Origin of the sequence: Kocuria rosea (assembly GCF_023715525.1) — a bacterium.
Taxonomy (GTDB): Bacteria; Actinomycetota; Actinomycetes; order Actinomycetales; family Micrococcaceae; genus Kocuria; species Kocuria rosea_A.
In genome coordinates, this window is record NZ_JAMBOG010000026.1 from 1 (window position 1) to 23,660 (window position 23,660).

The 23,660-nt window shown below is 74.4% G+C and carries 20 protein-coding genes and 1 pseudogene; 15 read left to right on the forward strand and 6 right to left on the reverse strand.

What is annotated here, in order from left to right:
• The 3 genes and pseudogenes from M3185_RS14725 to M3185_RS14735 form a co-directional block, all read left to right on the forward strand.
• Window positions 1–190 (forward strand): annotated as a pseudogene (locus M3185_RS14725) (beta-mannanase); the annotation flags it as partial.
• Between the two features lie 184 nt (window positions 191–374).
• Window positions 375–1,028 (forward strand): hypothetical protein, encoded by a 654-nt coding sequence (locus M3185_RS14730; protein ID WP_251334435.1) that lies wholly within the window; start codon window positions 375–377, stop codon window positions 1,026–1,028.
• 21 nt (window positions 1,029–1,049) lie between these two features.
• Window positions 1,050–3,239, forward strand: a complete 2,190-nt coding sequence (locus tag M3185_RS14735) for a L,D-transpeptidase family protein (protein WP_251334436.1) — start codon at window positions 1,050–1,052, stop codon at window positions 3,237–3,239.
• Window positions 3,240–3,310: 71 nt separating this feature from the next.
• Here M3185_RS14735 and M3185_RS14740 read toward each other — a convergent pair whose 3' ends face one another.
• The 4 genes from M3185_RS14740 to M3185_RS14755 all read right to left on the reverse strand — a co-directional run bounded on the left by M3185_RS14740 (window position 3,311) and on the right by M3185_RS14755 (window position 8,142).
• Window positions 3,311–3,913, reverse strand: coding sequence for a TIGR03085 family metal-binding protein (locus M3185_RS14740; protein WP_251334437.1), 603 nt, complete (start codon window positions 3,911–3,913; stop codon window positions 3,311–3,313).
• Window positions 3,914–4,014: 101 nt separating this feature from the next.
• Window positions 4,015–4,470: a DUF3817 domain-containing protein gene (locus M3185_RS14745; RefSeq protein WP_251334438.1), complete on the reverse strand. Its 456-nt coding sequence runs from the start codon at window positions 4,468–4,470 to the stop codon at window positions 4,015–4,017.
• Window positions 4,457–6,409, reverse strand: a complete 1,953-nt coding sequence (locus M3185_RS14750; protein ID WP_251334439.1) for an ABC transporter ATP-binding protein — start codon at window positions 6,407–6,409, stop codon at window positions 4,457–4,459. Before M3185_RS14750 ends, M3185_RS14745 begins: the two co-directional genes overlap by 14 nt.
• Window positions 6,409–8,142, reverse strand: a complete 1,734-nt coding sequence (locus M3185_RS14755) for an ABC transporter ATP-binding protein (protein ID WP_251334440.1) — start codon at window positions 8,140–8,142, stop codon at window positions 6,409–6,411. The genes M3185_RS14750 and M3185_RS14755 overlap by 1 nt, the downstream gene beginning before the upstream one ends.
• Window positions 8,143–8,376: 234 nt before the next feature.
• On the opposite strand from M3185_RS14755, the gene M3185_RS14760 reads away from it, so the two are divergent.
• The 7 genes from M3185_RS14760 to M3185_RS14790 all read left to right on the forward strand — a co-directional run bounded on the left by M3185_RS14760 (window position 8,377) and on the right by M3185_RS14790 (window position 17,791).
• Window positions 8,377–9,168 (forward strand): DeoR/GlpR family DNA-binding transcription regulator, encoded by a 792-nt coding sequence (locus M3185_RS14760; protein WP_251334441.1) that lies wholly within the window; start codon window positions 8,377–8,379, stop codon window positions 9,166–9,168.
• Entirely contained in the window at window positions 9,165–10,139 is a 975-nt protein-coding gene (locus tag M3185_RS14765; protein WP_251334442.1) for a 1-phosphofructokinase family hexose kinase, read from the forward strand. The genes M3185_RS14760 and M3185_RS14765 overlap by 4 nt, the downstream gene beginning before the upstream one ends.
• Window positions 10,140–10,222: 83 nt before the next feature.
• Window positions 10,223–12,343: a PTS fructose transporter subunit IIABC gene (locus M3185_RS14770; RefSeq protein ID WP_251334443.1), complete on the forward strand. Its 2,121-nt coding sequence runs from the start codon at window positions 10,223–10,225 to the stop codon at window positions 12,341–12,343.
• Between the two features lie 64 nt (window positions 12,344–12,407).
• Window positions 12,408–14,108: a phosphoenolpyruvate--protein phosphotransferase gene (gene ptsP, locus M3185_RS14775; protein WP_251334444.1), complete on the forward strand. Its 1,701-nt coding sequence runs from the start codon at window positions 12,408–12,410 to the stop codon at window positions 14,106–14,108.
• Between the two features lie 75 nt (window positions 14,109–14,183).
• Window positions 14,184–14,462 carry an HPr family phosphocarrier protein gene (locus M3185_RS14780; RefSeq protein WP_251334445.1) on the forward strand — a complete coding sequence of 93 codons (279 nt, stop codon included), beginning with the start codon at window positions 14,184–14,186 and terminating at the stop codon, window positions 14,460–14,462.
• Window positions 14,463–14,624: 162 nt separating this feature from the next.
• Entirely contained in the window at window positions 14,625–15,707 is a 1,083-nt protein-coding gene (locus tag M3185_RS14785) for a lipid II:glycine glycyltransferase FemX (RefSeq protein ID WP_251334446.1), read from the forward strand.
• A gap of 128 nt (window positions 15,708–15,835) precedes the next feature.
• Window positions 15,836–17,791, forward strand: a complete 1,956-nt coding sequence (locus M3185_RS14790; RefSeq protein ID WP_251334447.1) for a threonine/serine exporter family protein — start codon at window positions 15,836–15,838, stop codon at window positions 17,789–17,791.
• 27 nt (window positions 17,792–17,818) lie between these two features.
• Here M3185_RS14790 and M3185_RS14795 read toward each other — a convergent pair whose 3' ends face one another.
• A complete protein-coding gene (locus M3185_RS14795; RefSeq protein ID WP_251334448.1) occupies window positions 17,819–18,649 on the reverse strand; it encodes a siderophore-interacting protein in 831 nt (276 codons plus the stop codon).
• A 32-nt stretch (window positions 18,650–18,681) separates the two neighbouring features.
• Window positions 18,682–19,359, reverse strand: a complete 678-nt coding sequence (locus M3185_RS14800; RefSeq protein WP_251334449.1) for a uracil-DNA glycosylase — start codon at window positions 19,357–19,359, stop codon at window positions 18,682–18,684.
• Window positions 19,360–19,674: 315 nt separating this feature from the next.
• Between M3185_RS14800 and M3185_RS14805 the strand changes: the two genes are divergently transcribed.
• The 5 genes from M3185_RS14805 to groL all read left to right on the forward strand — a co-directional run bounded on the left by M3185_RS14805 (window position 19,675) and on the right by groL (window position 23,539).
• Window positions 19,675–20,382 carry an SDR family oxidoreductase gene (locus tag M3185_RS14805; RefSeq protein ID WP_251334450.1) on the forward strand — a complete coding sequence of 236 codons (708 nt, stop codon included), beginning with the start codon at window positions 19,675–19,677 and terminating at the stop codon, window positions 20,380–20,382.
• Window positions 20,383–20,393: 11 nt separating this feature from the next.
• Window positions 20,394–20,693 carry a DUF3263 domain-containing protein gene (locus M3185_RS14810; protein WP_308222217.1) on the forward strand — a complete coding sequence of 100 codons (300 nt, stop codon included), beginning with the start codon at window positions 20,394–20,396 and terminating at the stop codon, window positions 20,691–20,693.
• On the forward strand, window positions 20,690–20,956 hold the full coding sequence (locus M3185_RS14815; RefSeq protein WP_251334467.1) for a hypothetical protein: 267 nt from the start codon (window positions 20,690–20,692) through the stop codon (window positions 20,954–20,956). The genes M3185_RS14810 and M3185_RS14815 overlap by 4 nt, the downstream gene beginning before the upstream one ends.
• A 57-nt stretch (window positions 20,957–21,013) precedes the next feature.
• Entirely contained in the window at window positions 21,014–21,613 is a 600-nt protein-coding gene (locus M3185_RS14820) for a GNAT family N-acetyltransferase (protein ID WP_251334451.1), read from the forward strand.
• A 294-nt stretch (window positions 21,614–21,907) separates the two neighbouring features.
• Window positions 21,908–23,539 carry a chaperonin GroEL gene (gene groL, locus M3185_RS14825; RefSeq protein WP_251334452.1) on the forward strand — a complete coding sequence of 544 codons (1,632 nt, stop codon included), beginning with the start codon at window positions 21,908–21,910 and terminating at the stop codon, window positions 23,537–23,539.
• The last annotated feature ends 121 nt before the right edge of the window (window positions 23,540–23,660 follow it).

Sequence of the window (23,660 nt, forward strand, 5' to 3'; positions counted from 1 at the left end):
CAGTGCTGAGGCCGGCGGGTCCAAGGCGCAGTGGAACGCCCACCTGGTGTACTACCTGGCCCGTGAGCCCGGGGTGACCGGGCTGGTGTGGTTCCACTACAACAAGGAGACCGACTGGCGCATCAACAGCAGCGCCACGTCGGCCGACGCGCTGCGCCAGGCCCTGGGCGCCCGCCCCTGCCCGGTCTGACCGGGGCGGTGGCGAGGACCTCTCCACCCGGCCCGGCCGCGGGCTGCGCCGTGGCGCGCGCCACACGCGGTCATCGTGATCGCTAAAGCAAAGACAACGTGTAGCGTGTGCCGCAAGGACGGGCGCCACCCCCCGGGTGTCCCGTCCGCCGTGGTCCGCCCCGGGACCGTGACGAGGAGCCCTGATGACAGTTCCCCTGCCCGCATCGTTCGGCCGGTGCCGCGGCCCCGCCGTCGCCGCCCTGCTCGCACTCGCCCTCACCGGGTGCGCCGGGGGGACGGCCCCCACGTCGCCGGACGCCTCCGCCGCGTCGGCTCCCTCCGCCGAGGCGTCGGCGACCGCGGAGCCCTCCCCGGAGTCCGCCCCCGCCTCCTCCGCGGTCACGGCGGAGGCGAGCGCCGCCCCGTCCGGCAACGACGTGGCCCCCTACGACGAGACCGCCACCCGGGACGCCGGCGCGCGGTTCGGCACGCCCCAGCCCCTCGACGAGAACCTCGAGGCCGTCGTCGAGGGGCCGCGGCCCGCCACCACGGGGGAGCGCGCGGTGCGCGCGGCCCCCGGCACCCCCGTCCAGGTCTTCACCCTCACCCTCACCAACACCGGCTCCGCCCCCGTCGACGCCGTGCCCTGGTCCTTCCCCGTGGCGGTGGCCGCCGGGGAGCCCGCCGTCCCGGCCTTCGACGAGTCCCTGGGCGTGCGGATGGAGACCTTCCCGACCCTCGCCCCCGGGGAGTCCGCCTCCCTCGAGGTCGCCTTCACCGCCGCGCACGACGCCGAGCTGGCCGTGCGCGTCTTCGACAACACCACCCCCCACCACTACGTCGAGTTCACCGACTGACCCCCCAGCAAGGGACCTGCCATGAAGATCTCAGCACTGCGCATCCCCACGGCGCTCGCGGCCTGCCTCGTCGTCGCCCTCGCCGGTGCGCCGGGGGCGTCCGCGAGCCCCGGCGAGGCCTCCCCGTCCGCCGGCGCGACGACGACCGCTCCTGCTCCGACCGAGGCGACGACCGGGACGGCGACCGAGGCGACCGCCGAGGCGGCCGCGGAGACCACCGCGCCGCTCGCGCCGGAGGACGACGAGCTGGCGCTGACGCCCGCCGACGGCGTCCGGGCCGTCGACGTCCTGGCCAACGACGGGCTCGCCGACCCGGCCGCGGTGCGGCTGCTGCTCGTGGACCCGGCCGCGGCCGGGGAGCAGCTCGGCGGCGAGCTCGCCACCGGCCTCGGGTCCCTGCGCGTGGTCGGGCCCGGCACGGACCCGGCCGCGCTGCCGGAGGGCTGGGACGTTCCCGCCCACCCGGTCCTCGCCCTCGACCCGGCCGGCGCCGACCCGGGCGAGGCCCCGTCCTCCGTCGAGGTGAGCTACGCCGTCGTGGACCCCGCGGGCACCGACGCCCGCGCCGTGCTCACCCTGACCCGGCCGGCGGCGGACGCCGGCGGCACCGCGCCCGGCGGCCCGGCCCCCGAGTCCACCGGCAGGTCCACCACCGCCCCGACCGCGGAGCCGTCGTCCCGGCCCACGGCCCGGGACGACCAGTCCGCCGCGGCCGCCGAGGACGTGGACGAGAACGCGGGCGTCCCGTCCGCGGTGCGCCAGGCCCTCGAGGCGGCGGCCCTGCGCGAGGCCGCCCGGACCGGCGCGCCCACGTTCCCCATGCGCGCCTGGAACGGCGGCTGGGAGTGGCCGCGCGCGAACGGCGTCGTGCTGTGGTCGCAGGCCCACGGGGCCCACTACGTTCACCTGCGAGGGGCCATCGGGCAGAAGTGGGCCGCCACGGGCACGCTCGCCACCCTCGGCTGGCCCGTCGCGGACGAGGCCTGCGGGATGGCCGGCGGCGGGTGCCGGCAGTCCTTCTCCAACGGCCGCACCATCTACTGGAGCTCCGCCACCGGGGCGCGGATCGTGCACGTGAACGGGGACATCGCCCGGAAGTGGGCCCGCCTGGGCTCCGAGCGCGGGGCCCTCGGCTATCCGACCGGCGACCGGATCTGCGAGATGGCCGGCGGCGGGTGCCGGCAGTCCTTCTCCAACGGCCGCACCATCTACTGGAGCTCCGCCACCGGGGCGCGGATCGTGCACGTGAACGGGGACATCGCCCGGAAGTGGGCCCGCCTGGGCTCCGAGCGCGGGGCCCTCGGCTATCCGACCGGCGACCGGATCTGCGAGATGGCCGGCGGCGGGTGCCGGCAGTCCTTCTCCAACGGCCGCACCATCTACTGGAGCTCCGCCACCGGGGCGCGGATCGTGCGCCCCAAGAGCGCCGTCGGGCAGAAGTGGGACCAGCTGGGCCGGGAGCGCGGATCCCTCGGCTATCCGACCGGCGACTACGTGCCCCAGGGCAGCGCCGCCGCGTACCAGAAGTTCCGCAACGGCATCATCACGTGGAACGCGTCGTCGGGCACCCGGACGTACATGTTCCGCGGTGAGTGCCAGAACCTCAACAACGGCCGCTCCGTGCAGCCCACCCGCAACGCGGCCCGGGTGTCCCTGGCCGTCGCCGAGGGCTACGGCCGGTCGGCGGCCACGTTCATCAACTGCGTGCGCATCGGGGGCAGCTACGTCGAGGACTGGCGGACCTCCGCCAACGTCGGCGCGAGCGGGTTCAAGAAGCCGGGCGTGCCCTCCGGCCACACCCAGTACCTCTACTCGCCGCAGGGCTCCTACTCCGTCACGGAATCGTTCGGGGTCTACAACCCCGGCACGGCCCTGCCCTACCGCCAGCTCAACCCCAACTCCCGCTGGGGCGGGCGCCTGGGCACGCTCTACAACAAGTACTTCGAGTCCACGGGCTACACCTGGCCGGACGAGAACATGTGGTACTTCGCGCAGTCCGGCGACTACCGGCTGGGCGTGGTGATCAACTACAACCGCCCGCCGGACTCGCCCATCGTCCAGGGCAACGGGTTCGCCATCTTCCTGCACGCGAACAAGAAGCCCACGGCCGGGTGCATCGCGCTGCACGAGCACGAGGTCGCCCGGTACATGCGCACGGCGAAGCCGGGCGACCGGATCATCATGGGGGTGCGTGCGGACCTGTTCCGCTGAGGGCCCGGACGCACGAGGGGGACCGCGCCGCGCGCGGTCCCCCTCGTGCGTCCGTTCCCGGGTGCGCGGACCTACTCGACGGTCTCCTCGACCTTCGCCTGCGCGCGGCGCCCGAAGGCCCACAGCAGCAGCTCGCTCGGGGTCCCGCGCAGCACGCGGACCCGGCCGGTCTTCCCGCGCCCGCCGCGCACCGCACCGAAGGACGGGGCGATGAGCACCACGGCGTCCTGCTGGTCGTTCAGCATCACCTTGGCGAGCAGGTTCAGGGACCGCCAGAGGTCCTTCTCCTCGTCGTGCAGCAGGGGCCGGTCGTGCCACTCGGGCTGGGCGCGGCGCACGTCCTCGTGGTGGACGTAGAGCTCGACGGTGTTCAGCCGCTTGTCCACCGGGCCCAGCCGCGCCGGGGAGTACAGCGGCGGGCGCTCGACCTTGTGCACGAGCTGCTCCCACGGCAGCCCGGCGACGGCCTCCTCGGAGCGCCGGGCGCGCTCGCCCAGCACGGGCAGCTGCGGCAGGGCCCTGCCGGCCAGCACGTCGGGGCGGCCGTCGCGCAGCACGAGGTGCACGGCGAGGTCGCGGGTGGTCCAGCCCTCGCACAGGGTGGGTGCGTCGGGGCCGAGCCGGCGCAGGAGCGCGGCGAGGTGGCGGCGCTCGACGTTGGCGAAATTGGTCACGGGTTCCTCCTCGCGGCCTCGCCGACGGTCGGCGGGGCCGTCCGGTGCCCACGCTATACCGGGGCATCCACGGCCCGGAACCGACGCGGCCGGGCCCGTGCTCAGCCGCGGGGGACGGGCGGGCCCAGGTACAGCAGCACCGAGGTCAGCACCGCGACGACGGCGGCGCCCGTGAGCACCGCGAGCAGGGGGCTGCGCAGGGCCCACGCCTGGAGTCGCTCCAGCGCGGTGGCCGGCCGCTCCCCACCGGGGGAGAGCCGCCACCCGCCGGCCAGCCGGCCCGTGCGCACGGCCCGCCGCTCGAACGGGACCGTGGCCCAGGGCACGACCGAGCTGAGCAGCCCCAGCACCCCGAAGCCGGGGGACCACCGCTGGTTCACCCACACGAAGCACGTCACCACGCAGTAACTGAGGAAAACGACGCCGTGGACCGTGCCGAAGACGGGGACGAAGGCCTCGGAGACCCCGGTGTACTTCAGGACCATGCCCAGGATCAGCAGCGTCCAGGTCACCGCCTCCGCGAGGGCGAGCCGGCCGTAGAGCTCACGGGGTGTCATGGGCGGGGATCTCCTGGAGGTCGGGGGGCGGGGCGTCGTCGTCGGCGGAGGCCGGGGCGTGGAACTGGCTGGTGTGCAGCCGGTGGTAGGCCCCGCGGACGGCCAGCAGCTTCTCGTGGGTGCCGTGCTCGACGATCCGGCCCTCCTCCATCACCAGGATGATATCGGCGTCCCGGACCGTGGAGAGCCGGTGGGCGATGACGAAGGAGGTCCGGTCGGTGCGCAGCGCCGCCATCGCGTGCTGCACGAGCAGCTTGGTGCGCGTGTCCACGGAGGACGTGGCCTCGTCGAGGATCAGCAGGGACGGGTCGGCCAGGAACGCGCGCGCGATGGTGATCAGCTGCTTCTCGCCCGCCGACACGCCGGCGCCCTCCTCGTCGATCACCGTGTCGTAGCCCTCGGGCAGCGCACGGACGAAGCGGTCCACGTACGTGGCCCGGGCTGCGGCCAGCACCTGCTCGTCCGTGGCGTCGAGGCGGCCGTAGCGGATGTTCTCCCGGATGCTGCCACCGAACAGCCACGCGTCCTGCAGCACCATCCCTACCGTGGACCTCAGCTCGGCGCGGGACAGGTCCGTGACGTCCACGCCGTCCAGCAGGATCCGCCCGCCGCCCAGCTCGTAGAAGCGCAGCACGAGGTTGACGAGAGTGGTCTTGCCCGCGCCGGTGGGTCCCACGATCGCGACCGTCTGCCCCGGCCGCGCCTCGAAGGAGAGGTCCCGGATCAGCGGCACGGCCGGGTCGTAGGAGAAGGACACGCGCTCGAAGCGCACGTGCCCCCGGGGCCGCTCCGGCAGGCGGGCGCGGGCCGCGTCGGGGCGCTGCTCGTCCGCGTCGAGCAGCTCGAAGGCCCGCTCGGCGGAGGCCACCCCGGACTGCAGGGCGTTAGCCATGCCCGCCATCTGGGACAGCGGCTGCGTGAACTCGCGCGAGTACTGGATGAACGCGGTGGCGCCCCCGAGGCTCAGCTGCCCGGAGGCCACGCGCAGCCCGCCCAGCACCGCGATGCCCACGTAGGAGAGGTAGGAGACGAACTGCATGACGGGCATGATCGTCCCGGACACGAACTGCGCCCCGAAGGACGCCCGGTACAGCTGCTCGTTGCGCTCGTCGAAGCGCTCCACCATCTCCTGCTCCCGGCCGAAGACCGTGATCAGCTCGTGGCCGGAGAAGGACTCCTCGACGTGCCCGTTGAGCGCGCCGGTGGCCCGCCACTGCTCCGTGAACAGCCGCTGGGCGCGCACCCCGATGACCCCGGCCGCCACGGCGGAGAAGGGCAGGGCGAGCAGGGCCACGAGGGCCAGCTGCCAGGACACCACGAACATCATCACCACGATGCCGACGACCGTGAGCAGCGACTGGACCAGCTGGGTGAAGGACTGCTGGAGGGCGGTCTGCACGTTGTCGACGTCGTTGGTCACCCGGGAGAGCACGTCGCCGCGCTGGCGGGCGTCGAACCAGCCCAGCGGCAACCGGTGGAGCTTCTCCTCCACCGCGTTGCGCAGGTCGTGGACCACCCGCATGACCAGCCGGTTGAGCAGCAGGCCCTGGGCCCACATGAGCACGGAGGCCACGAGGTACATGGCCAGCACCAGGAGGATCAGCCGCCCGAGCGCCGGGAGGTCGACGCCGGCGCCGGGGACGACGTCCATCGCCGCCACCATGTCCGCGAGGCCGTCCTCGCCGCGCGCCCTCAGGTCCTGCGCGGCCTCCTCCCGGGACGCGCCCGCGGGCAGGGCCCGGCCCACGACCCCGGCGAAGACCACGTCCATGGCCCGGCCCAGCACGAGCGGGGCCCACACGTTGAGCACCACGGACACCGCCCCGAACGCGGCGACGACGACCAGCCCCGGCCACTGCGGGCGCAGCAGGCCGAGCAGCCGGCCCGCCGAGGGCCAGAACTGCCTCGCCCGGCGGGCAGGGGCCTCCGGCTCCGCCATCAGGCGACCTCCTCGGCGCTGATCTGGGAGGCGACGATTCCCCGGTAGGTCTCCGAGCAGCCCAGCAGCTGCTCGTGGGTGCCGCGGGCCGTGATCCGCCCGCCGTCGAGGACGAGGATCTGGTCGGCGTCGCGGACGGTGGACACGCGCTGGGCCACCACGATCACCGTGGCGTCGCGGGTGACGGGCCCGAGGGCTGCACGCAGCCGGGCGTCGGTGCCGACGTCCAGGGCGGAGAACGCGTCGTCGAAGAGGTACACGCGCGGACGGGCCACCAGCGCGCGGGCGATGGACAGCCGCTGCCGCTGCCCGCCGGAGACGTTCGTGCCGCCCTGGGCGATCGGGGCGTCGAGGCCCCCGGGCATCCGGCGCACGAAGTCCTCCGCCTGGGCCGTGCGCAGCGCCGCCCACAGCTCCTCGTCCGTGGCCCCGGGCCGGCCCAGCCGCAGGTTCGAGGAGACGGTGCCGGAGAACAGGTAGGCCCGCTGCGGGACCAGGGCCACGCGGGCGGCGATCTGCGCGTGGGAGAGCCGGGGGAGGGGCACGCCGTCGAGCAGCACGGTCCCGCCCGTGGGGTCCATCAGCCGGGGCAGCAGGTGCAGCAGGGTGGACTTGCCGGAGCCCGTGGAGCCGACGACGGCGGTGGTGCGCCCCGGTCCGGCCCGCAGGCCGATGCCCTCGAGCACGGGCGCCTCGGCCCCCGGGTAGGAGAAGGCGACGTCCCGCAGCTCGACGACGCCGGCCGCGGACGCCGGCTCGGCCGGTTCCGCGGGCTCGCGCACGGAGGGCTCCGTGCCGAGCACCTCCCCGATCCGCTCGGCGCAGACCAGGGCGCGCGGGACCATCATGACCATGAAGGTGCCCATCAGCACGGCCATGAGGATCTGCAGGAGGTACTGCAGGAACGCGGTGAGGTAGCCCACCTGGAGCTGCCCCACGTCCACGCGCAGGCCGCCGAACCACAGCACCGCGGCCGTGGCCACGTGCAGGACCATGGTGATCACGGGGAACATCAGCACGAACAGGGCCCCGATGCGCACGGAGACGTCGGTGAGCTCCCGGTTGGCCGCGGCGAAGCGCCGGGACTCGTGCTCCTCCCGGACGAAGGCGCGCACGACGCGCACGCCGGCGATCTGCTCGCGCAGCACCGCGTTGATCCGGTCGATCCGCTCCTGCATCCGCCGGAACAGGGGCATCAGCCGGGTGGCCAGCACGCCCACGGCCACCGCGAGCACGGGCACGGCCACCCACACGAGCCAGGACAGGCCCGCGTCCTCGCGCAGCGCCATGACGATCCCGCCGACGCTCATGATCGGGGCCGCGACCATGAAGTTCAGGGTCATCAGCACGAGCATCTGGATCTGCTGGACGTCGTTGGTCCCGCGCGTGATCAGGGACGGGGCGCCGAAGCGCTGGACCTCGCGGGAGCCGAACGAGCTCACGCGCCGGTAGACCGCCCGGCGGAGGTCGCGGCCCGTGCCCATGGCCGCGCGGGCGCCGCAGTACACCGCGGCGACCGCGGCGGCCACCTGGACGAGCGCGACGACCAGCATCACCTGGCCGGTGCGCAGCACCAGAGCGGTGTCCCCGCGGGTGACGCCCTCGTCGATGATCCGGGCGTTGAGGCTGGGCAGCAGCAGCGCGGCGACCGTGGCGGTCAGCTGCAGGACGACGACGGCGAGGACCCACGGCCGGTAGCGGCCGGTGTAGTGCCGGACGAGACGGACAAGCATGGCCGTGGCGCTCCTGCTCGCGGGACGGGAAGGGCCGCTGGGGCCGTGACCCAGGCTACGCCCGCGCCCGGGCACCTGCCGCCCCCGGCGCCGGGACCCGCGCGGGCCAGCCGGAGCGCTTTGCGACGCCGCGTGAAGTGGATCACCTCAGCCCCTAGCAAAACCACACGAACTCACATAAACTCATAGGAACGCAGGGCCGATCGTCGGCCCCCTGCCCGGGAGGTGCAGTCCATGTTCGCCGAGGAACGCCAGGCCGAGATCGCCACGCTCGTGTCCACGACCCGCCGGGTCAACGGGGCCGAGCTGGCCCGGCGCTTCGACGTGACCATGGAGACCGTGAGGCGCGACCTGGCAGCCCTCGAGGCGGCAGGCCGGCTGCGGCGCGTGCACGGCGGCGCCGTGTCCGTGGACCAGTCGACCTCCGACGAGAAGGCGATCCACTCGCGCCAGCACCTCAACACCCCGGAGAAGCGGCGCATCGCCGAGGCCGCGTTCGAGCTGCTGCGCACCAGCGGCGCGGGCGCGGTGGTGCTGGACGCCGGCAGCACCGTCGAGGCGCTGGCCGACCTCATCGTCAAGACCGACTCCACGCTGCCGGACGGGCAGGAGCAGCTCATCATCACCCACGCCCTGCACATCGCCGCGAAGCTCGCGGACGCCTCCGGCATCGGCCTCGAGCTCGTCGGGGGTCGGGTGCGCAAGCTGACCTGGGCCGCCGCCGGCGGCCGGGCCGCGGAGCACTACGGCCGGCTGCGCCCCGACCTCGCGTTCGTCGGGTGCAACGGGATCCACGCCGAGTTCGGGCTGAGCACCCCGGACCCCATCGAGGCGGTCGTCAAGACCGCCATCGTCCAGACCTCCCGGCGCGTCGTCGTCCTGTGCGACTCCGCCAAGCACGATCAGGAGACCCTCATGCGCTTCGCGTCCCTCGCGGACATCGACACCCTCATCACCGACCGCGCCCCCGGGCGCGCGCTGGCCACGGCGCTCGAGAAGGCGGACGTCGAGGTGATCGTCGCGTGATCCTCACCCTCACCCTCAACCCGTCCCTCGACCGCACCGTCGAGCTGCCCGCCCCGTTGCGCCGCGGCGCCGTCCAGCGCGCCTCCGGCGCCCGCCAGGACGCCGGGGGCAAGGGCGTCAACATCTCCCGCGCCCTGCGCGCCAGCGGCACCGCCACCCTCGCGCTGCTGCCCGGCGACGCCGGTGACCCGCTGCTGGCGGAGCTGGCCGCGGCGGACGTCCCGTACGAGGCCGTGCCCGCCGGCGCGCCGATCCGCTCCAACATCACCATCACCGAGCCCGACGGCACCACCACGAAGCTCAACGCCCCGGGGACCCCGCTGCGCCCGGAGCAGCTCGAGGCCGTCGTGGAGCTGCTGACGACCCGGGGACGGGACGCCTCCTGGGTGGTCCTCGCCGGGTCCCTGCCGCCCGGCGCGGACGCTGACGTCTACGCCCGGATCGTGCGCCGGGTCCGCGCGGCGCTGGGCGCCCGGGCGCCCCGCTTCGCCGTGGACACCTCCGGGCCCGCCCTGTCCGGGGCCACCTCCGACGACGACGCGCTGCCCGACCTCATCAAGCCCAACGGCGAGGAGCTCGCCGAGCTCGTGGGCACCGGCAACGGGGAGCGGCTCGAGGCGGACCCCGACCTCGCCGCCACGACGGCCGCGGCCCTCGTGGCGCGGGGGCTCGGCGCCGTGCTCACCACGCTCGGCGCCGGCGGGGCGGTCCTGACCGTCCCGGGGGGCTCCTGGCACGCCGTGCACGCCCCCGTGGCCGTGCGCTCCACCGTGGGCGCCGGGGACAGCTCGCTCGCGGGCTACCTGCTGGCCCACGAGCGCGGGGACGCCCCGCACGAGTGCCTGCGCCAGGCCGTCGCCTCCGGCTCCGCGGCCGCCGCGCTGCCGGGGACCCGCGTCCCCGCCCTGGCCGAGACCGCCCCGGAGGCGGTCACCGTGCGCGAGCTGTTCCCGCACGCCGTCTCCGGCTGACCCGCACGACCCGCACGCGCCACCGCACCGCCACCACACCCCGAACCACCCGGGCCGCCCGGCCCGCACGCAAGGAGGACAACGTGTCCGAGCTCATCACCCCCGACCTGGTCTCGCTCGACCGGGACCTGGGGGACGACAAGGAAACCGTCATCGGCCAGCTCGCCGCCATGGTCCAGCGCGCCGGGCGCGTCGGACAGCTGGACGGGCTGCTGGCCGACGCGATCGCCCGGGAGAACAAGACCGCCACGGGCATCCCGGGCGGGATCGCCATCCCGCACTGCCGCTCCACCGAGGTCACCGCCCCGACGCTGGCCATGGCCCGCCTGGCGCCCAAGGTCGACTTCGGCGCCAAGGACGGTCCCGCCGACCTCGTCTTCTTCATCGCCGCCCCCGAGGGCGCCGACCAGACGCACCTGAAGCTGCTGTCCAAGCTGGCCCGGTCCCTCATGAAGAAGGACTTCGTGGCCGCGCTGCGGGCCGCGCAGTCCGAGCAGGAGGTCGTCCGCGTCGTCGACGGCGCGCTCGGGCTCGGCCCCGCGGAGGGTGCCGCCCCGGCCGAGGGCGGCGCCCACGCCGCCGGCTCCACCACCGCGGCCGCGGTGCCCGCCGCCGCGGCCGGTGCCGCCGCGGTCCCGGCCGCGGCGGTCGCCGCCCCGACCGGGGTGGAGAGCACCGCGCCGCACGCGGGCCGCAAGCTCGTGGCCGTCACCGCCTGCCCCACCGGCATCGCCCACACCTACATGGCCGCGGACGGGCTGACCTACGCCGCCGAGGAGATGGGCGTCGAGCTCCAGGTCGAGACCCAGGGCTCCTCCGGCTTCAGCAAGCTGGACCCCTCCGTCATCGCGGCGGCGGACGCGGTGATCTTCGCGACCGACGTGGACGTGCGCGAGCGGGCCCGGTTCGCCGGCAAGCCGTTCGTGGCCTCCCCGGTCAAGCGCGGCATCGACGAGCCCAAGGTCATGATCGAGGAGGCGCTGGCCAACGCCCAGAACCCGAACGCCCCGCGCGTGCAGGGCGGCGGCGGCGACGCGGACCAGTCCGCCACCTCGGGCGGCAGCGAGGGCTGGGGCACGCGCATCCGCAAGGCCGTGATGACCGGCGTGAGCTACATGATCCCGTTCGTGGCCGCGGGCGGTCTGCTCATGGCCTTCGGCTTCATGGTCGCCGGCGCGGACATCGCCAACATCGCCGACGACGTGCTCGGCACCGCCACCCTGTGGAACCTCGGGGACTACTCGGCCGCCCAGTACATCGGGGCCGTGCTGTTCAAGATGGGCAACCTGGCCATGAGCCTGCTTGTGCCCGCACTGGCCGGCTACATCGCCTACGGGCTGGCCGACCGTCCGGGCATCGCCCCCGGCTTCGCCGCGGGCCTGGTCGCCAACTTCATGGGCGCCGGCTTCCTCGGCGGCATCGTGGGCGGTCTGCTGGCCGGTCTCGCCGCCTACTGGCTGGCGCAGCCGCGCCTGCCGCGCTGGCTGGGCTCCCTGATGCCCGTGGTCATCATCCCCCTGCTGGCCACGATCTTCTCCTGCGGCCTGCTGCTGCTGGTGCTCGGCGGGCCGATCGCCACGTTCATGGCCTGGCTGACCGCGGGGCTCAACGGCATGACCGGTGCCAGCGCCCTCGCGCTCGGCGCCATCCTGGGCCTCATGATGGGCGCCGACCTCGGCGGCCCGATCAACAAGGTCGCCTACACCTTCGCCGCGGCCGGCCTGGGCGCCGCGACCGCCGTCAACACCGCCCCGCAGGAGATCATGGCCGCCGTCATCGCCGCCGGCATGGTGCCCCCGCTGGGCATGGCGCTGGCCTCGACCATCGCCCGGCGCTACTTCACCATCGCCGAGCGCGAGAACGGCAAGGCGGCCTGGCTGCTGGGCGCGTCCTTCATCTCCGAGGGCGCCATCCCGTTCGCCGCGGCCGACCCGCTGCGCGTGCTGCCCGCCTCCATGGTCGGCGGCGCCCTGACCGGCGCGATCAGCATGGCCACGGGGGTCACCTCGGCGGCCCCGCACGGCGGCGTGTGGATCCTGCCCGTCATCGGCAATCCCCTGATGTTCCTGCTTTCGGTGCTGGTCGGTACGGTGGTCACAGCAGCAGTGGTCGTCGGGCTCAAGCACGTGGGCGGGGCGCACGGTAAGGTCGCCGATGCCGCGTCTGCGCGCGACGACGCGGCGACCGTCCCGGCGACCGCCTGAGCGGCCGGCACCGGACACGTCCGGAGTCCTGATCGACCACGGCTCCCACGAGGAAGAGGTAGACATGCAGACACTGACAGGCGTGGGGGTGTGCGCGGGCCGCGTGATCGGCGAGCTCGTGAGCATGCCGGCCCCGGTCGGCGAGCCCGCCCCGGGCCTCGCCCTGCGGGACGAGGAGCCCGAGGCCGCCGTGGCGCGGCTCCAGCAGGCCGCGGCGGAGGTCAAGGCCGAGCTCAAGGCCCGCGCGGAGGCCGCCACCGAGAAGGACGCGGCGGACGTGCTCAAGTCCACCGCCCTGATGGCGGGGGACAAGGCGCTGCTGAAGAACGCGTCGAAGCTCATCACCGGCCGGGGGCTCGCCCCCGAGCGGGCCCTGTGGGAGGCGGCGAGCGCCTACGCGGACCAGATGCGGGCCCTCGGCGGGTACATGGCCGAGCGCGCGGCGGACATCGAGGACGTGCGCGCCCGCCTGGTGGCCCGGCTGCAGGGCCTGCCCATGCCGGGGATCCCGCAGCGGGACACCCCGTTCGTGCTGACCGCCGAGGACCTGGCGCCGGCGGACACCGCGACGCTGGACCCGGAGAAGGTCCTGGCGCTGGTGACCTCCGGCGGCGGGCCGCAGTCCCACACGGCCATCCTCGCGCGCAACCTCGGGCTGCCCGCGATCGTGGCCGCCCGGGGCGTGGAGGCGATCTCGGACGGCACCAGGATCTTCGTGGACGGCGCCAGCGGCGAGGTCCGCACGGAGCCCGGGCTGACGGAGCAGGCCCTCGTGGAGGCGTGGCTGCGCAGCGCCGAGGCGCGCAGCGCCTTCGACGGCCACGGCGTGCTGGCGGACGGGACGGAGGTCCCGCTCTACGCGAACGTCGGCACCCCCGACGACGCCCGCACCGCGGCCGCGGCCGGGGCCCAGGGCGTGGGGCTGCTGCGCACCGAGTTCTGCTTCCTGGGCCGCGACCAGGAGCCGACCGTCGAGGAGCAGGTGGAGCAGTACGCCGCCATCTTCGAGGCGTTCGCCGGCAAGAAGGTCGTGGTCCGCACGCTGGACGCGGGCGCCGACAAGCCGCTGCCCTTCCTCACCGACACCGACGAGCCCAACCCCGCGCTGGGCGTGCGCGGCTACCGCACCGACCGCTCCGTGCCGGGCGTGCTCGCCCGCCAGCTCGAGGCGATCGCCCGGGCCCGTGAGCTCACGGGCGCGCACGTGTGGGTCATGGCGCCGATGATCTCCGCGGCCGGCGAGGCGCGGGACTTCGCCGCGATGGTCGCCGCCGCCGGTCTGCGGGTGCCCGGGGTCATGGTGGAGACGCCGTCCGCGGCCGTGACCGCGGACCAGATCCTGCGCCACGTCGAGTTCGTCTCCCTGGGCACCAACGACCTGACGCAGTACACGATGGCCGCCGACCGGATGCTGGGCTCGCTGGCCGAGCTCAACAGCCCGTGGCAGCCGGCCGTGCTGCGCATGGTCGGGCTCACCGTGGAGGGCGCCCTGCGCGCGGAGGCCGCCGGCGGCGGGCGCCGCAACGTGGGCGTGTGCGGGGAGGCCGCGGCCGATCCCGCGCTCGCCGTGGTGCTCGTGGGCCTCGGCGTGCACACGCTGTCCATGAGCCCGCGGGCCCTGGCCGCGGTCGCGGCGGTCCTGCGCACCGTCGACCTCACCACGGCCCGCGAGCTCGCGCAGCTCGCGGTCGACCAGTCCAGTGCGGAGGACGCCGCCGCGGCGGTGCGGGCCCAGCTGCCCGTGCTCGCCGAACTGGGCCTGTGACCGGCTCCCGGCGCGCTCCCGCGCACCGGGGCCACCCCTGACCACCCGCTCCCACCGAACGAAGGAGAACCCACCATGGCAGAACGCACCGCCACCATCGCGTCCAGCGTCGGACTGCACGCCCGTCCGGCCGCGATCTTCGCCGAGGCCGCCGGCGAGTACGACCTCGAGATCACGATCGCCGCCGAGGGCGAGCCCGAGGACGAGGCGATGGACGCCTCGAGCGTGCTCTCGCTGATGTCCCTGGGTGCCGCCCAGGGGGACAAGGTCGTCCTCCGGGCCGACGGCGAGGGCGCCGACGAGGCCCTCGACGCGCTCGTGCGCATCCTCGAGACGGACCACGACGCCGAGTAGGCATCGCCCGGCCGCCGACGGCGCCCGCCCACCCTCCGGTGGGCGGGCGCCGTCGTGCGAGGTCAGGCCGCGTTCAGGTGCGCGCGGTTAGACTGTCCGGGGCCGGCCCCCACCGGCAGGCCCCTCCGGCACCGCACCCCGACCCCGACGATTGAGAGAGCCTTGCGCGAGTTCACCGCACGCTTCGCCACCCCCCAGGAGATCGCCGACTGGGACAGCCACGTCACCGCGAACCCCAACGGCGGCAACCTGCTGCAGTCCGCGTCCTTCGCGGAGGTCAAGGCGGACCACGGCTGGCGTCCCCTGCACCTCGTGCACGAGCCCGTGGACGGCACGCGGGCCGGCTACAACCTCGTCCTGGAGAAGTCCGTGCCGGGCCTCGGCAAGCTCTGGTACATGATCAAGGGCCCGGACGTCGCGTCCGTCGACGACATCCCGGGCGTCGCCGCGGCCACCGCCCGCCTCGTGGCGGAGCAGCGGCTGAACGTCTTCGCGGTCAAGATCGAGCCGGACGTCCTGGACTCCGACTACGCCCGCGGCGTGCTCGCCCGGGCGGGGCTGAAGAAGTCCTTCAACATCCAGCCCAACGACTCCACCGCGGTCCTCGCGACCGACCAGGACGAGGAGGCCGTCCTGAAGTCCCTGCACTCCCGCGGGCGCAACGCGGTCCGGCGGGCCCTGCGCGAGGGCTGCCGGGTCGAGCGCGTCGAGCTCACCGAGGAGAACATGCGGCGGATGTACGCCCTCATGGACACCGTGGGCCAGGGCGAGGCCAACGTGAACCTGCGCTCCTACGAGTACTACGCGAAGTTCTGGACGACCTTCGAGCGCGCCGGCCAGGGCCGGCTGTACTTCACCTACGAGGACGGCGAGCCCTCGGTGGGCGCCTACGTGATCGCCTACGGCCGGAAGGGCACGTACAAGGACGGGGGCTCCAAGCCCCGGCGCCGCCAGTACGGCGACTCCCACCTCGTCCAGTGGACCGCGATCACCGACCTCATGCGCGAGCACGGGATCGCGGAGTACGACTTCTGCGGCACCCCGCCCAGCGACCAGCTCAAGAACAAGGAGCACTCCTACTACGGGCTGGGCCTGTTCAAGACCAGCTTCACCAAGTCCGTGGTGGACTTCGTGGGCGTCCACGACCAGGTCCTCAGCCCCGCCCGGTACGCGGTGTGGACCAACGTCGCGGAGAAGGTCCAGCGCCAGCTGTGGGTCCGCCGCACGGGTCAGCCCTTCTACTGATCCCCCCGGCCGGCCCGCCCGCCGGGGCCCCGCCGTCCCGCGGGGCCCGGCCGGCGACCGCGCCCGTGACGACCCGCACCGAGGACCCCCGGAGGAGCATCGAGCCGAGGAAGGAGGAACGCCGCTTGGTGACCGACCAGCGCACCCCCCTGCGCCCGTTCGCCGCCTATCCCTCGTCCGACGCCGGGGAGGAGACCGACCCCGCCGTGGCCGAGCCCTTCGGCCCCGGCGGGACCTCGACCCTCACCGGCGCGGCCCGCCCGGCCTCCCTCCCCGGCGCGGGCACGCCCCCGGTGCGCCCGACCGAGACGCAGGCCCTGCAGGCGCGCCGCCGCGCGGAGACGACCACGCTCGACGTGGTGCCCACCGCCCCCCAGCCGCTGCCCGTGCTCAGCACGCGCCTCATCCGCGAGTACCGCGGGGCGGAGGACCCGCAGGCGCGCCAGGAGGTCGTCTCCGCCGCGCAGACCGCGCCCGCGCCCGCCCCCGCCCGGCGGCGGCGGCGCACCGACGCGGGGCCCGTCTCCCGCCCCGAGACGACGACGATCGGCCCGGCCCCGCGGCCCGGCAAGAGCTCCGACCGGATGCAGCGGGGCGCCTACCCCTCCACCCGCGCCGAGGCCGCCCGGCCCGGGCGCGCCCGGCTGCGCTCCATCATGCGCGGTGACAGCGCCCCGACCGCGCCCATGCGCGCCGTCGAACGGCTCAGCGCCTCGCCCTTCGCGAACCTGCGCCGCTACGGGGAGGCCACGAGCCGGGAGGCGCGGCGGACCCTCAACTTCGCGCTGCGCCTCGCCGAGACGATGTTCCACTACGGCGCGGACGCCCTCGACGTCGAGAACGCGATCCTCGCCGTGTGCACCACCTACGGCGTGGAGAACATCGAGGTGGACATCACCAACCAGGCGGTGACCATCAACTACATCGCCGACGGCGCCGACCGGGGCCCCGACGGCGGAGGAACGCGCACCCGCGAGGACGTCTTCAACGACCCCGACACCTCCAGCCACACCGTCATGCGGGTCGTCCGGTCCTGGACCGACAACTACGCCGGCCTCGGCGAGACCCATCAGCTGGTCGCCGAGATCACCGGTGGCGAGATGCCCCGCGCCGAGGCGGAGCGGCGCCTCGAGGAGATCAACGCCAAGCCCAAGCCGTACGCCAAGTGGATGGTCTGGACCGCCACGGTCCTCGCGGCCATGGCCCTCACCGCCGGCATGGGCGGCGGTCCCACGGGGGCGCTCGTGGCGGGGTTCTCCTCGATCCTCGTGCAGGTCGTCTCCTCCCGCCTCGGCGCGTGGCGGATCCCCGAGTTCTTCGCGCTGGCCGCCAACGCCGGCATCCTCACCTCGGTGGCGCTGCTGCTGTCCTGGTCCGGGCTGGAGCTCTCCCCGCCCCGGGTCATCGCGGGCGGGATCATCATGCTCCTGCCCACCACCCGCATGGTCTCCACCATGCAGGACGCGATCAACGGCTTCCCCGTCACCGCGGCCGGACGGCTGCTGTCCACCGCCATGGCGTTCCTGGGGATCATCGCCGGGATCGCGGGCGGCGTCTCCGTGGCGGGCTATCTGGGGATGCCCCGCGTGGACGTCTCGCAGAGCGTCTTCGACACGCCGGACCCGGTGGTCAACACCGTGTTCATGCTCCTGGGCACGGCGCTGCTGGCCGTCACGATGCAGACTAAACCGCAGCACCTGCCCGCCACGGCGGCCGCGGCGCTGTGCGGGATGCTCGTCTACCACGCGGGGGCGGCCGCCGGGCTGGGGCCCCGGCTCGACACCGGCCTGGGGGCCGTCGTCAGCGGGTGCGTGGCCACCGTGCTCGCCGCCCGCCACCGCATCCCGCAGCTCGTGCTCGCCATCCCCGCCATGACCTTCCTGCTGCCGGGCCTGTCGATCTACCGGGGCATGTACGCCGTCACGGTCGAGACGGAGACCATGGGCGAGGGCTTCATCGGCCTCGTCAACGCCATGGCCTCGATCGTGGCGCTGGCCTCGGGCGTGGTGCTCGGCAAGTACCTCATGCGCCCCTTCGTGGGCCACCTCAACGGAACCAGCTCCCGGCGCAACCGCCGCCGCTGAGGCCGCCGGACCCCAGCGGGGGGCCGGTCAGATGATCTGGCCGACGGGCAGCTTCTTCTCCGCCTGGAACACGTCCTCGGTGCGGCCCCGCGCCCAGTAGCCCGACAGCGAGACCTGGCCGCGGTCCAGGCCCCGGTGACCGAGCAGCTCGTCGCGCAGCGACTTCATGGCCTCCCGCTCCCCGTGGGCGAAGACCTGCACGCCGGTGGGGGCGGCGGGCCACGCGGCGTCGTGCACCGCCTCCGCCAGGGTCTCGCCCCGGTCCCGGAACACCCACCGCACCGCCACCCCGGCGGGCGTCGTCACGGCCAGGACGTCCTGCGGGGAGGCCACCTCCAGGACCGCCTCGCCGCGCGCGGACGCCGGGAGCGCCTCGAGCACCGCGAGCGCAGCGGGAACCGCGGCGTCGTCGGCGGCGACCAGGGTCCAGGCGGCGTCCGGGTCGGGGACCCACCTGCCGCCCGGACCCAGGGCGATGATCCGGTCCCCGGGCTCGGCGCGGGCGGCCCAGGGCCCCGCGAAGCCGGTGTCGCCGTGCAGGACGAAGTCCATCCACAGCTCGGCGCGCTCGGGGATCCACCGCCGGATCGTCAGGTGGCGGGTCACCGGCTGGTGCTCGGGCGGCAGGGTCTCCTTGAGCGCCCAGTAGTCCGGGTCCGGGCCGTGGTCGAGGGCGGGGTCGAGGAAGACGAGCTTGACGTACTTCTCCGGCGGGGCGATGTCCTGGAAGCGCTCCGGCTCGTCGACGCCCAGGACGACCCGGACCATCGACGGGGACAGCTGCTCGCGCCCGCGCACCGTCAGGTTCAGCTGCGGCTTGCGGGGCTTCGCGGGACCGGCTCCGGGCGTCGTCGTCATGCGATCCACCCTAGCCGAGCCGGGCCGGCGGCTCAGAGCCGCCAGTCGACGGGCTCGGCGCCCTGCTGCTGGAGCAGCTCGTCGGTGCGGGAGAAGGGCCGGGAGCCGAAGAAGCCGCGGGAGGCGGACAGGGGCGAGGGGTGCGCGGACTCGACCGTGGGGTGGCCCTCCAGCCACTTGGCGGTGCTGCGGGCGTCGTTGCCCCACAGGATCGCCACGAGCGGGCGCTGCCGGGCGGCGAGGACCTGGATGGCGCGCTCCGTGACGGCCTCCCAGCCCTTGCCGCGGTGGGAGGCCGGGGCGCCCTCCCGGACGGTGAGGGCCCGGTTGAGCAGCATGACGCCCTGGCGCGACCACGCGGAAAGGTCCCCGTGCTCGGGCGGGTCGATGCCGAGGTCGTCGTGCAGCTCCTTGTAGATGTTCTGCAGGGACCGGGGCACGGGGCGCACGTGGGGCTGCACGGAGAAGGCCAGGCCCATGGCGTGGCCCGGGGTGGGGTAGGGGTCCTGCCCGACAACCAGCACCTTGACCTGCTCGAGGGGCTCCTCGAAGGCCCGGAACACGGCCTTCCCCTCGGGGAAGGTGCGGTGCCCGTCGGCGTGCTCCTCCCGCAGGAACTGGCCCATCTGCCGGATCCGGGGCTCCACCGGCGCCAGGGCCTCGGCCCAGTCCTCGGCCATGATCTTCTCCAGCGGCTGCGGCTCGCTCACGGGTGCTCCTCGGGGTCGGTGGGCGCGGTCGGGGCCGGGGCCCGGTCGGTCTGCTCCACTCTAGAGCGCCCTGCCGCCGCGCGGGGGCGTCACGGCGGCGCGATCGGGGCGCGGGCACGGCACGGGGCGGGCGGCGCGGGGCCGGGGGAGCGGGCCCGGCGGCAGGAGGGGCCCACGGGCCACGGGCGGGACTGCGCGGCCGTCCCCTCCGGCGGGCGGCCGCGAGGCCCGTGCACTCCAGGAGCCCCGCGGACCCCCACGTCGGCGGCTCCGCCGCCTCGCGGCGGGTCCGCGGGGACTGGTTAGAGTGGGCGCATGAGCGCTCCCCGCACCGAAGACCGCCCCGTCGCCGTCGTCACCGGGGCCACCGGCGGCATCGGCCGCGCCTGCGTGGCCGACCTCGCCCGCGACCACGACGTCCTCGCCCTGGGCCGCGACGCCGCCCGGCTCGCCGGGCTCGCCGCCCTGCCGCACGTCACGGCCCGCGCCGCGGACCTGACCGACTTCGCCTCCCTGCCGGGCGTGGTGGCGGACCTCGACCGGGTCGACGTGCTCGTGCACTCCGCGGCGGTCGCCGGGCGCACGACCGTGGAGGGCGCCTCCGTCGACGAGTGGCGGGCCCAGCTCGAGCTCAACGTCGTGGCCCCCGCGGAGCTCACCCGGCTGCTGCTGCCGGCCCTGCGCGCCGCCCGGGGCACGGTCGTGTTCATCAACTCGGGCTCGGGCTTCACCGCCCGCGCCGGGGACGCGGTCTACGCCGCCTCCAAGTTCGCCCTGCGGGCGCTCGCCGACTCGCTGCGCCAGGAGGTCGAGGCCGACGGGGTGTCCGTGAGCTCGGTGCACCCCGGCCCCGTGGACACCGCGATGCAGCGGGACATCCAGGCCGCCCTGGGCAACGAGTACGTGCCCGAGCGCTACATCCGCCCGGAGTCCGTGGCGGCGGCGGTGCGCGCCGTCGTCGACGCGGGCGAGGACGCCCAGCTGACCACCCTGTCCGTGCGCCCCGGGGCCGAGCCGCGGTGACCGGCCAGGACGTGCCCGAAGAGGCCGTGCCCGGCCAGGACGTGCCCGGCCAGGACGTGCCCGGCCAGGACGTGCCCGGGGAGGAACCGCCCGCCGGGGGGCTGGACGAGACCGACCGGCGGATCCTGGCGATCGAGAACATGCAGTGGAAGTACCAGGGGGCCAAGGAGATGGAGATCCGGCGCCGGCTGGGCCTGTCGCCCACCCGCTACTACCAGCGGCTCAACGTCCTGATCGACACCCGCGCCGCCCTCGAGCACGACCCGATGCTCGTGGACCGGCTGCGCCGCCAGCGGGGGGACCTGACGTGACCGGCGCGCACCCCGTCGTGCCCGGGGAGTTCCCCCGCGACGAGTTCGACGACGTCCCCGAGGCCGGTCCCCGCCAGGGCGCCCACCGGGGCGAGCGCCCCGCCTCCCGGGTGGGCGCCCGCGAGCTCGCCGCGATCGTCGTGGCCGGGGCCCTGACCCTCGGCGCCGGCGCCTTCGCGTACGTCTCCGCCCCCGGCGGTGCCGACCCCGCCCCGTCCTCCCCGGCGTCCCCCCGCCAGGCGCCCCCGGCCACCGGGACCTGACGGGCTCCGCCCCACCGTGCCTCCCCGAGACCCATCCGCCCCACGAGAGGACCCACCGTGCAGATCGACGGCGAGAAAGTACGCATCCGGGACTGGACGCAGGAGGACCTCGTCGCGTACGAGGCCTGGATCATGCCCCCCGAGGACGGCGGCGAGCACGCGTGGCAGCACACCGACGGGCCGTTCTACCCCAACTTCACCGCCGAGGGCGCCCAGCGCTGGCTGTCCACCCTGCGCGGGCACGTCGAGGCCGGGGACTGGCCGAGCCCCCGGGAGACCATGGTCATCGCCGACGCGCGCGACGACCGGTTCATCGGGCAGGTCTCCTGGTACTGGACCGAGAAGCCGACCGAGGACCCCGGGACCGGCACCCACCTGCTGCCGCTGCGCTCCCTGGGGATCACCGTCTACTCCCCGGACCACTGGCGCGGCGGCTACGGCACCGAGGCCCTGCGGCTGTGGATCGGCTACCTCTTCGCCTCCTCCGACTCCCACCGCCTCGACCTCGAGACGTGGAGCGGCAACGAGGGCATGTGCCGGGTCGCCGAGAAGCTCGGCTTCACCCAGGAGGCCCGCTTCCGCCAGGCCCGCAAGGTGGGCGGGCAGTACTACGACCGGCTCTTCTACGGGATCCTCCGGGAGGAGTGGCAGGGCTGAGGCCCGCCCGCCGGGCGCCGTCGCCCGCCCTCGGCAGGGACCGGCACGGGATCCGCGCAAAGGTTTGCACTCTCCCGGGACGAGTGCCAAGATTGCGATTAGCACTCAGTCGTGTGGACTGCTAAGGAACCGGTCCCCGGGCCGTCCGCGCAGCCACCGGCACAGGAGTGGAACCTCAACCACCACGGTGAGGTGCCGCGCGGCGTCGGGAAGAGACCGCCGTCGTGCGCGCCGTCCGTCGCGGGCACCGTGGAGGTCGACCGTTTGTCTACCGTCCAGGAGGGACGAAGTCACATGGCAAAGATGATTGCTTTCGACGAAGAGGCACGCCGCGGTCTCGAGCGGGGTCTGAACACCCTGGCCGACGCCGTCAAGGTCACCCTCGGCCCGCGCGGGCGCAACGTGGTCCTCGAGAAGGCCTGGGGCGCCCCCACGATCACCAACGACGGCGTGTCCATCGCCAAGGAGATCGAGCTCGAGGAGCCCTACGAGAAGATCGGCGCCGAGCTGGTGAAGGAGGTCGCCAAGAAGACCGACGACATCGCCGGTGACGGCACCACCACCGCGACCGTCCTCGCCCAGGCGCTCGTCAAGGAGGGCCTGCGCAACGTGGCCGCCGGCGCCGACCCGCTGAGCCTCAAGCGCGGCATCGAGAAGGCCGTCGCCGCGGTCACCGAGGAGCTGCTGGCCTCCGCCAAGGAGGTCGAGACCGAGGAGCAGATCGCCGCCACCGCGTCCATCTCCGCGGGCGACCCCGAGATCGGCCGCCTCATCGCCCAGGCGATGGAGAAGGTCGGCAAGGAGGGCGTGATCACGGTCGAGGAGTCCAACACCTTCGGGCTGGACCTCGAGCTGACCGAGGGCATGCGCTTCGACAAGGGCTACCTCTCCGGCTACTTCGTCACCGACGCCGACCGCCAGGAGGCCGTCCTCGAGGACCCCTACATCCTCGTGGTCAACTCCAAGATCTCCGCGGTCAAGGACCTGGTCCCCGTGCTCGAGAAGGTCATGCAGGCCGGCAAGCCGCTGCTGATCATCGCCGAGGACGTCGAGGGCGAGGCCCTGGCCCTGCTGGTGCTCAACAAGATGCGCGGCTCCATCAAGTCCGTGGCCGTCAAGGCCCCCGGCTTCGGCGACCGCCGCAAGGCCCAGCTGGCGGACATCGCGATCCTCACCGGCGGCCAGGTCATCACCGAGGAGGTCGGGCTCTCCCTGGAGACCGCCACCGTCGACCTGCTCGGCCAGGCCCGCAAGGTCGTCGTGACCAAGGACGAGACCACCATCGTCGACGGCGCCGGCACCCCCGAGGAGATCGAGGGCCGCGTGGCCCAGATCCGCGCCGAGATCAACAACTCGGACTCGGACTACGACCGCGAGAAGCTCCAGGAGCGCCTCGCCAAGCTGGCCGGCGGCGTGGCCGTCCTCAAGGCCGGTGCCGCGACCGAGGTCGAGCTCAAGGAGCGCAAGCACCGCATCGAGGACGCCGTGCGCAACGCGAAGGCCGCCGTGGAGGAGGGCATCGTCGCCGGCGGCGGCGTGGCCCTGATCCAGGCCGGCCAGAAGGCGTTCGAGAAGCTCGAGCTCACCGGCGACGAGGCCACCGGCGCGAACATCGTCAAGGTCGCCATCGACGCCCCGCTCAAGCAGATCGCCACCAACTCCGGCCTCGAGGCCGGCGTCGTCGTGGACAAGGTCCGCGGCCTGCCGCTGGGCCACGGCCTCAACGCCGCCACCGGCGAGTACGAGGACCTGATGGCCGCGGGCATCAACGACCCGGTCAAGGTCACCCGTTCCGCGCTGCAGAACGCGGCGTCCATCGCCGGGCTGTTCCTCACCACCGAGGCCGTCGTGGCCGACAAGCCGGAGCCCGCGGGCGCCGGCGCCGGTGCCGACGACGGCATGGGCGGCATGGGCGGCATGATGTGATCGACGGCTGACCCGTCGAGCGTCCGCCGACGCACCGGCACGGGCCGGGCACCCCTCGCGGGGTGCCCGGCCCGTCGTCGTTCCGGGGGCTCCGCCGGCGCGCCCGGCGCGCGGCCGTTCC

Bases quoted from the DNA above. Each gene is read 5' to 3' on its own strand.
- M3185_RS14735 (WP_251334436.1), top strand. From the start codon at position 1,050: ATGAAGATCTCAGCACTGCGCATCCCCACGGCGCTCGCGGCCTGCCTC.
- M3185_RS14745 (WP_251334438.1), bottom strand. From the start codon at position 4,470: ATGACACCCCGTGAGCTCTACGGCCGGCTCGCCCTCGCGGAGGCGGTG.
- M3185_RS14730 (WP_251334435.1), top strand. From the start codon at position 375: ATGACAGTTCCCCTGCCCGCATCGTTCGGCCGGTGCCGCGGCCCCGCC.
- M3185_RS14780 (WP_251334445.1), top strand. From the start codon at position 14,184: ATGGCAGAACGCACCGCCACCATCGCGTCCAGCGTCGGACTGCACGCC.
- M3185_RS14805 (WP_251334450.1), top strand. From the start codon at position 19,675: ATGAGCGCTCCCCGCACCGAAGACCGCCCCGTCGCCGTCGTCACCGGG.
- groL (WP_251334452.1), top strand. From the start codon at position 21,908: ATGGCAAAGATGATTGCTTTCGACGAAGAGGCACGCCGCGGTCTCGAG.
- M3185_RS14750 (WP_251334439.1), bottom strand. From the start codon at position 6,409: ATGGCGGAGCCGGAGGCCCCTGCCCGCCGGGCGAGGCAGTTCTGGCCC.
- ptsP (WP_251334444.1), top strand. From the start codon at position 12,408: ATGCAGACACTGACAGGCGTGGGGGTGTGCGCGGGCCGCGTGATCGGC.
- M3185_RS14760 (WP_251334441.1), top strand. From the start codon at position 8,377: ATGTTCGCCGAGGAACGCCAGGCCGAGATCGCCACGCTCGTGTCCACG.
- M3185_RS14795 (WP_251334448.1), bottom strand. From the start codon at position 18,649: ATGACGACGACGCCCGGAGCCGGTCCCGCGAAGCCCCGCAAGCCGCAG.
- M3185_RS14755 (WP_251334440.1), bottom strand. From the start codon at position 8,142: ATGCTTGTCCGTCTCGTCCGGCACTACACCGGCCGCTACCGGCCGTGG.